This is a genomic window from Capnocytophaga sp. oral taxon 324 str. F0483 (assembly GCF_000318315.2).
Taxonomy (GTDB): Bacteria; Bacteroidota; Bacteroidia; order Flavobacteriales; family Flavobacteriaceae; genus Capnocytophaga; species Capnocytophaga ochracea.
Window position 1 is genome coordinate 25,192 of sequence record NZ_KB291508.1, and the last position, 7,289, is coordinate 32,480.

8 protein-coding genes are annotated in these 7,289 nt (G+C 38.2%); 1 reads left to right on the plus strand and 7 read right to left on the minus strand.

Annotation, left to right across the window (positions count from 1 at the left end; translation table 11 throughout):
• Nucleotides 1-73: 73 nt before the first annotated feature.
• From HMPREF9072_RS03910 to HMPREF9072_RS03930, 5 genes are read right to left on the minus strand one after another with little or no spacing between them, the layout of a single operon-like run.
• Nucleotides 74-778: a cell division protein FtsQ/DivIB gene (locus HMPREF9072_RS03910; RefSeq protein WP_009410633.1), complete on the minus strand. Its 705-nt coding sequence runs from the start codon at nt 776-778 to the stop codon at nt 74-76.
• Between the two features lie 6 nt (nt 779-784).
• The gene (era, locus tag HMPREF9072_RS03915; RefSeq protein ID WP_009410634.1) at nt 785-1,666 is read right to left on the minus strand and encodes a GTPase Era; all 882 of its coding nucleotides are present in this window, start codon (nt 1,664-1,666) and stop codon (nt 785-787) included.
• A gap of 10 nt (nt 1,667-1,676) precedes the next feature.
• On the minus strand, nt 1,677-2,297 hold the full coding sequence (locus HMPREF9072_RS03920; RefSeq protein ID WP_009410635.1) for a hypothetical protein: 621 nt from the start codon (nt 2,295-2,297) through the stop codon (nt 1,677-1,679).
• A gap of 17 nt (nt 2,298-2,314) precedes the next feature.
• Nucleotides 2,315-3,145: a DUF6048 family protein gene (locus HMPREF9072_RS03925; RefSeq protein ID WP_009410636.1), complete on the minus strand. Its 831-nt coding sequence runs from the start codon at nt 3,143-3,145 to the stop codon at nt 2,315-2,317.
• Nucleotides 3,111-3,548, minus strand: coding sequence for a DUF6452 family protein (locus HMPREF9072_RS03930; protein ID WP_002673122.1), 438 nt, complete (start codon nt 3,546-3,548; stop codon nt 3,111-3,113). Before HMPREF9072_RS03930 ends, HMPREF9072_RS03925 begins: the two co-directional genes overlap by 35 nt.
• A 531-nt stretch (nt 3,549-4,079) precedes the next feature.
• On the opposite strand from HMPREF9072_RS03930, the gene HMPREF9072_RS11970 reads away from it, so the two are divergent.
• Nucleotides 4,080-4,274, plus strand: a complete 195-nt coding sequence (locus HMPREF9072_RS11970; protein WP_009410638.1) for a hypothetical protein — start codon at nt 4,080-4,082, stop codon at nt 4,272-4,274.
• A gap of 381 nt (nt 4,275-4,655) precedes the next feature.
• Here HMPREF9072_RS11970 and HMPREF9072_RS03935 read toward each other — a convergent pair whose 3' ends face one another.
• Nucleotides 4,656-5,411, minus strand: a complete 756-nt coding sequence (locus HMPREF9072_RS03935) for a response regulator transcription factor (RefSeq protein WP_009410639.1) — start codon at nt 5,409-5,411, stop codon at nt 4,656-4,658.
• A 48-nt stretch (nt 5,412-5,459) separates the two neighbouring features.
• Nucleotides 5,460-7,058, minus strand: a complete 1,599-nt coding sequence (locus HMPREF9072_RS03940; protein WP_009410640.1) for a sensor histidine kinase KdpD — start codon at nt 7,056-7,058, stop codon at nt 5,460-5,462.
• Nucleotides 7,059-7,289 lie beyond the last annotated feature (231 nt).

Genomic DNA, 7,289 nt, shown 5'->3' on the forward strand with positions numbered 1-7,289 from the left:
AAAGATAAAAGGTAAAACAGAGGCTACTATATAGTAACCTCTGTTTTTTCTATTCTATAATTTGTTAATTATCTCATCTTCTACATACCACTTGGTTGGTGTATTTTAGGTTTACGATGTTGTATTCATTCAGTTTATCAGTCTTCTCCAATTGCTTGTAAAAGGCTTTGAGGTTTGCTTTCTTAAGTGCTTCGTCTTCAAATTTTCCGAAAATAACCTTAAAGTGAGGTACACGCATTAAAAACTCGTATTCTCCGTTAGGTTTTACCAATACTTCGGTGATGTTCTCAGCTAACCATTGGTCGTTTTGGATAAACTGCATCAGTGCATAGGAGGCTTGCCAATAGCGCTCGGTATTACCTCTGAGGATAGGCACGCGTGCTGAGTAAGAACTTGAAAGAGGCATCTTCTTTCCTTGTGTATCCATATAATACACTCCATTGCCGTCGTATACCCGTGCGATAGGCTCTCGCTGTTTGATTTTAGCATTAAGAGTGCCGTCGATAGTGCAAAATACTTCTGATTTCTCAATCATCACATTGTTGTCTAAGAGCTTTTCGATTTCGCTTAAACGAAGGAGTCCCATAGGATGTTTTGCTTGTGGGTCTTTGAAGATAGTGCGCCGTATGGCATCATCGGTTACATACATATTCTCGTCCTGATGGTCTACCACCACCTCTTTTACGGTACGTGTTTTATTACGCCCTGAAGCAAACAACTGTATACAAAAGGGCAAAAAAACGATGACGAATATCTTTATGATTTTTTTTATGTACATTTTTCTTTATTTGATATCGTAACCAAACCTGCGCAATTGTCGCACATTGTTACGCCAATCTTTGTTTACTTTTACGAAAAGTTCTAAGTGTATTTGTTTGCCAAAAAACTTCTCTAAATCGGTGCGAGCTTCAATACCTACCCGTTTTAAGGCTTCTCCTTTATGACCTATGATAATCCCCTTTTGGCTCTCGCGTTCTACCATTATCACTGAACGAATGTGAATGATAGTCTCGCTATCGGCAAAACTTTCGGTCTCTACTTCTACCGAATAGGGGATTTCCTTTTTGTAATGCAATAGTATCTTTTCCCGTATAATCTCGTTTACAAAGAAACGCTCCGGTTTATCGGTGAGTTGGTCTTTTTGGAAAAATGCAGGTGACTCGGGTAAGAGTTCTATAATGCGGTTGAACACCACTTCGGTTTGAAAGTTGCGCAAAGCCGAAATAGGATATATCTCGGCACGAGGCACTTTTTCTTTCCAGTAGGCGACTTGTTCCTCTAATACATTTTGGTCGGAAGTATCCACTTTGTTAATGAGCAACAATACAGGCACGTCCAACTGATTGATGCGCTTAAAGAAAGCCTCGTCTTTCAGTTCTTTTTCGCCTATTTCTACCATATAAATGAGAATGTCGGCGTCTTCGAAAGCACTCTTTACAAAGTCCATCATCGAGGCTTGTAAGGCGTACGATGGCTTGATAATACCGGGGGTATCCGAAAAAACTATCTGAAAATCATCACCACTTACGATACCAAAAATACGGTGTCGCGTGGTTTGTGCCTTGGAGGTGATAATAGAGAGTTTTTCGCCTACAAAGGCGTTCATAAGGGTAGATTTCCCTACATTAGGGTTCCCGATGATATTTACAAATCCAGCTTTGTGCACTTGTTAATTGTTATTTGTTAATTGATTCAGCCATTCCTTTGCCCCAATGAGGATGATTAGGCGTTTTTGGAGTAAAATGTTCGAACTTCTCTAAGGCTTTTTGGAGCATTGGTTTAGCTTTTGCTACGCCCCCACCAAATACTTTGGGTGTAAAATAAATACCGATAGCACGAATGAGATAGGGTCTTGGGTTTTTGGGGTTTTCTTTAATAGATTTTTCGGAATACTCACGACTCAGCTTACCGTATTTAGCTCCGCGAAACATTGGGTTTACCTTCACTTTAGCACTATACAGATAGGCGTATAAGGCGTTGATTTCTGATGCATCGGCATCGGGTTGTTTTTCAGCTATCTTTATGTACTTTTCTGCCAGATTGCAATAACTGTCAATAGACCCTCCCGATGATTGGTCGGCAAGGCGAATGTTCACATAAGTCGCATAGTAATTTGCGAGCCAATGCGAAGGCACTGTGTTCGCAAGAGTTTCAAAATCTTTAGCTAAAGTCTGCAATTCTTTAGTAGCATAGCTTTTGTCAAGGAGTTTTACTTTTTCGGTAAGCATTGCCTCCACATCTTGAGCATAAGCAACACTACAAAAAAGGAGCAAAAAAAGTGTAATATATCTGTTCATAACAACATTGTCAATTATTATCTTCTTCCTTTTGGTTTTTTAGCAGGAGCTGAAGGGGTAGGAGAGGAGGTAGTTTTTTGGGTATCTGTCTCTTCTTTCTTTTTCTCTTTTTTATAAAGAGGAATGAGATAGCTGAGAGTATAGTTGAAATTCACACCAAAACGACTCCCTTCATATACCCGACCAAAGGCAGGAATATAGTAGTTAGGGAAACCACTACTGCCCGTTTGAGCCACCAAAAGACCTACGCGTACGCTTGCTCCTGCGTAAAGGTTATGCAAGAGTTCCGCTTTAATGCCCAATACGAGTTCCAACCAATGGGCTGTACGTCCGTCGTATTTCTTTAAGAAAGAAGGATCGGAGCCTGTGATAGTTTCGTTCCAATATTGGTTATCTTTATGGATAATATACGAGGTAAGGTCTTGAGAGAAAAGCGAAATACCATAGCGAGCCCCCACGTAAATCATATTCTCCATACCATACCAATTGCCATAGGTGTTATAATCGAAACCAGCACGTAAGAACTGACCTTCGGTAGAGTAAGTAAAGAAATCTTCGTTTTTAGTTCTTTTTTCCATACCGAGTTCAGCAGCGAAGTAGTAGTTGGTTGTTAGGCGGTAATCGCCTACCAATTCGAGTCCGTAGTAATCTTTATCAAAGAAAGGGCGTACCAGTTTGCTCAGGTCGGCACCTACGCGCAAGCCATACCGCTGTTTGTACACAGGGGCTTCTTGTTTTTCGGGCAAGGCAATAGTAGTTTGTGAGGTCGTGTGGGTAGCCGTTTGAGCCATTGCACCTAAGCCCCACCATATACTAATGATACAAATGTATATGAGCTCTTTTTTCATTATCTACGGTAGTGTTCTTGATGTTAAGACCTTTTAGCCAAGAGGTATTTGTATCTTGAATGGTAGCTGAAAGGGTGTTGTAAGTAATTTTCACTCCACAAGCCTTGCTTACGAACGACTGTTCGGGAGTATAAGTGAGCGTGAGGGTTGCGGTGCTAGTGGTAGTACCTGAAACTACGGTTTGGAATAAGTAGGTAGTAGGGGATTCCAAGCGCAAAGGTAGTGCAAGTGAATCTAAAGTTGCACTGCTTACCAGAGGCGTAGTGTTTCCTTCGCCATAGACCGTAAGGTTAGCCACGCTAAAAGGCGTACGGGTGTTATTTTGGTTGTAGAAACGCACCACCAAGCGAGGTGTATTCACGCTGTGGTCGCAAAGGTCGTCGGACTCACAACTTATCAACATTGAAAGCGAGAGTATTAAAAATGATATAAAGATAGTTCTTTTCATTATCAAAAATAAAGTTGGTGCAAAGATACGAAATAATTACAAATGACAAAAAAAACTTCACAGAGCAACTTAGTATTGATACCTATTAGCTTGATGGACAAAGCTTATTCGAAGGAAGAGCGAAGTTAAAGCGAACCTAAGACGAAGAAAAGACGAAGAAAAGACGAAGAAAAGACGAAGAAAAGATAGAGATAGCCTGAAGCTAAGAAGAAACTTTTATGTGGCAAAAGAAGTTATTTGAGATTAGAAATTGATAAATAACCTTTCATTTAAATTTGTTAATTTACTGAGTTATTTTTATTTTTGTCGTCTTAAATAGGTGCGTTTCTTGGGGCTCGTGCCTAAAAATGCAATGCTTAAAGAAATACAAGCTCTAAAAAAAACGGCTTTTCATACCGCTATAAGAAGCCTCAGCTTTGTTCAAGCAAACTGAAGGCAACCTTAAAGGGGGCTAATGGTGTAAGGAAATATATAAGATGCTGAAAAATGAACCTGAATAAACTCATAAATTCGCGACTCTTGAATGCCTCTATTGATAAGGTGATCAAAGTCAAAGAATATAACCTATTCTTAGGTTTTGTCGCAATAACAATAGCACTTTTTGTTTTCTTTATAGTGGCTATCGTTGTAATGGTAGTAGGGATACCTATTCTTTGGTTAGTGAATTTGTTTAAGAAATAAAATATGTATTGCAAAAGAATCGTAAATTACCAAGGAGAGAAATCTTCTTTGCAAACGATTTTCAAACAAGTAGCTAAAAAATATTTAATTTGTTGTGATTTCTTCAATTGCTGAGATGGTAGTCTTATTCATTTTTCTATATAAAAACAAAAAGCCCGAAACAGGACACTTCGGGCTCTTCGATATATTATACTGTTCTTATAATCAAGTGGATACGCCACGAAACATTACCTTGCAAAAAGGTAGAACTGATACGATATGTAACTTGACATAGGTCATCTTTCTTCGTGTATATCTTTATTTAGTAAAACAAATGTTTTTGAAATCGTGGACAAAGGTGTGACTATTTTTTGAATATGCAAGAAATAGGCTATTTTTTACCTAAATAAATTCATCGGCTTCTTTATTGGCAACCAAACGGAAGCCTTCGCCGTGAATGTTTAGAATTTCCACTTTGTCGTCTTTTTTCAAGAGTTTACGCAGTTTTGCGATATATACGTCCATACTGCGAGAGGTGAAATAGTTGTCGTCTTTCCATATTTTGGAAAGGGCTAACTCACGTGACATAAAATCATCGGTGTGTAAGGCGAGCAAACGCAAAAGTTCATTTTCCTTAGGGGAGAGTTTTACAGGTTCTTCGTCCTTATATTTGAGAATACGCAATTTGGTATTGAGGAAGAATCTTCCTATTTCGAACTCAAATTTATTGTCGTCTACCATTGTTTCGATGCTTTTACGTTGCAAAATTGAACGTATTTTCATCAATAGGATTTCGGAGTCGAAGGGTTTGTTTAGGTAGTCATCAGCTCCTGAGCGATAGCCTTTTATCACATCTTCACGCATTGTACGAGCTGTAAGGAAGATAATAGGTATTTTCTCATCTTTCTCACGAATTTCTTTGGCTAAAGTAAAACCGTCTTTATAAGGCATCATCACGTCTAAGATACACATATCGTATGTTTCTTTCTTAAACTTTTCGAAGCCTTCCATACCGTTTTTAGCTAAGGTAACGTCGAAACCACTCATTACCAAATAGTCTTTTAGTACAGTACCGAAGTTGGGGTCGTCTTCTACTAAGAGAATGTGTTTATTGTCCGTAGAAGCATTTGAACTGTAATAGTTTCCGTCTGTATTCATTTTTTTATTGTTTTAGGCAATTATGAATTAAATTGTTAAGTTCTTAAATTATATTACCGGCAATTTGATAAAGAAGGTACTCCCTTTTCCTTTGTCGCTTTCTACATTGATGCTTCCTTGATGGTATTCTACGATACTTTTCACGTAAGCAAGCCCTAATCCGTGTCCTTTTACGTTGTGTAAATCGCCAGTATGTTCTCTATAAAACTTGGTAAATACGTGTTTCATAGCCTGTCTGCTCATTCCTTGTCCTCTGTCTTTTACACGTATTAGTATTTTATTCTTTATATTTTCAGTATAAATGTCTATTTCGGGGGCATTAGGTGAGTATTTGATAGCATTTTCAATCACATTCACAAATACATTAGTAAGGTGTGATTTGTTAGCTGATACATCGCCGTTTTCTGCCAAAAAGTGAGTGCGCAATACGCCCCCACGTTCGTCGAGCATTACTTGTAGGTGCCCTATGGCATTGCTTATAAGTTCGTGCACGTCCAACGGCTCTCTCTCTAAATGCAAGTTTCCTTTTTCGAGACGTGATATTTGCAAAATGTTTTCTACCTGAGCCAGCATTCGCTTGTTTTCCTGTTTGAGTATTTTTACATATCCTTTTATTTTCTCAGGGTCGTGCAGGGCGACAGGTGTTTTGAGACTGTCGAGCACTAAGTTCATAGTGGCAATAGGTGTTTTGAACTCGTGCGTCATATTATTGATGAAATCAGTCTTAATTTCGGAAATACGACGCTGAGTGATGAGCTGGTGGAAGGTAACCACAAACACACCTATAACTATTAGTAAAAATACTACTGATAGGGTTGCTACCCCTATTACTGATGATAGCACATAGCGCTCGCGCTGAGGGAATACTACTGCTAATTCATATACTGAATCGTCGGAGCTATTGCCTCCAAAAAGCAAGGTGCGGTATTCCTTAGTTTCATTAGGGTCAAAGTACTTAGAGTGTATCTTCGATAAAATATTGCGGTTATACACGGCAAACTCGAAAGGTAAATTCAAGCCTCTTTTTTTGAGTTTCTGCTCTAAGAGTGTGTTTATTTGGCTTACAGACACTCGTTCGCTAATGGTTTGTTGCCTTATGATACTCTTAAATGATTCTTCTATCATTAAGCGTTCAATCTCGGGTAATTCACTTAGCTTTTCGTAGGCTTTTATGATAGGCAACTGTTTGTTATCTATATTATTACCTCTGTTGATGTGCTGAAAACTTTCTCTGTTTGTATAGTTCTTTAAGGTAAAAGAATCGGAGAGTTTCAAATCATCGATGAGTACGGGGTTGCGCAGATTGGTAGCCAAAGCGTAATCTTCCTCTAAAATACCGTGTTTATAAATAAAGGTCTCTTTACTTAGTTTGTTTTCTTGCACATAGATAAACTCTCGCAGATGACTGTCTTTGAGCTTTAAGGTGCTATCGTTCTCGCGCAAATAGATAATTTGAGCTACGTATTTATCGACTTCATCTTGCTCTATTTGTTTAGCTACATTATTGAGTACCTGCTGAATAGAATAAGTAAAAGCTTCTTCTTTATTATCAATGGCTGATTTAATCCAATACCCTTGTATGGCAATAATTCCTACAAGAGAAAGGCTTATGAGCACTACTGCGAGTATGTATAATCGCTTATTCACCGGGCAAAGTTAAAACAAATATTTAATATAAAAAACAAATTCTCTTAAAAATTTAACAAAAGATTAAGGAGTACCCTTTTTAAGAAGGCTAAAATACTGTGGTTTTTCTTTTATAAACCCTTGTTTTTACTAAGGAAGAATAATGCCAATAATGCCAATAATGCCAATAATGCCGATGAGAAAATTAGGAAATGAGAAAATGGGTAGTGATAAAAAAGGTTTTTTGACGGG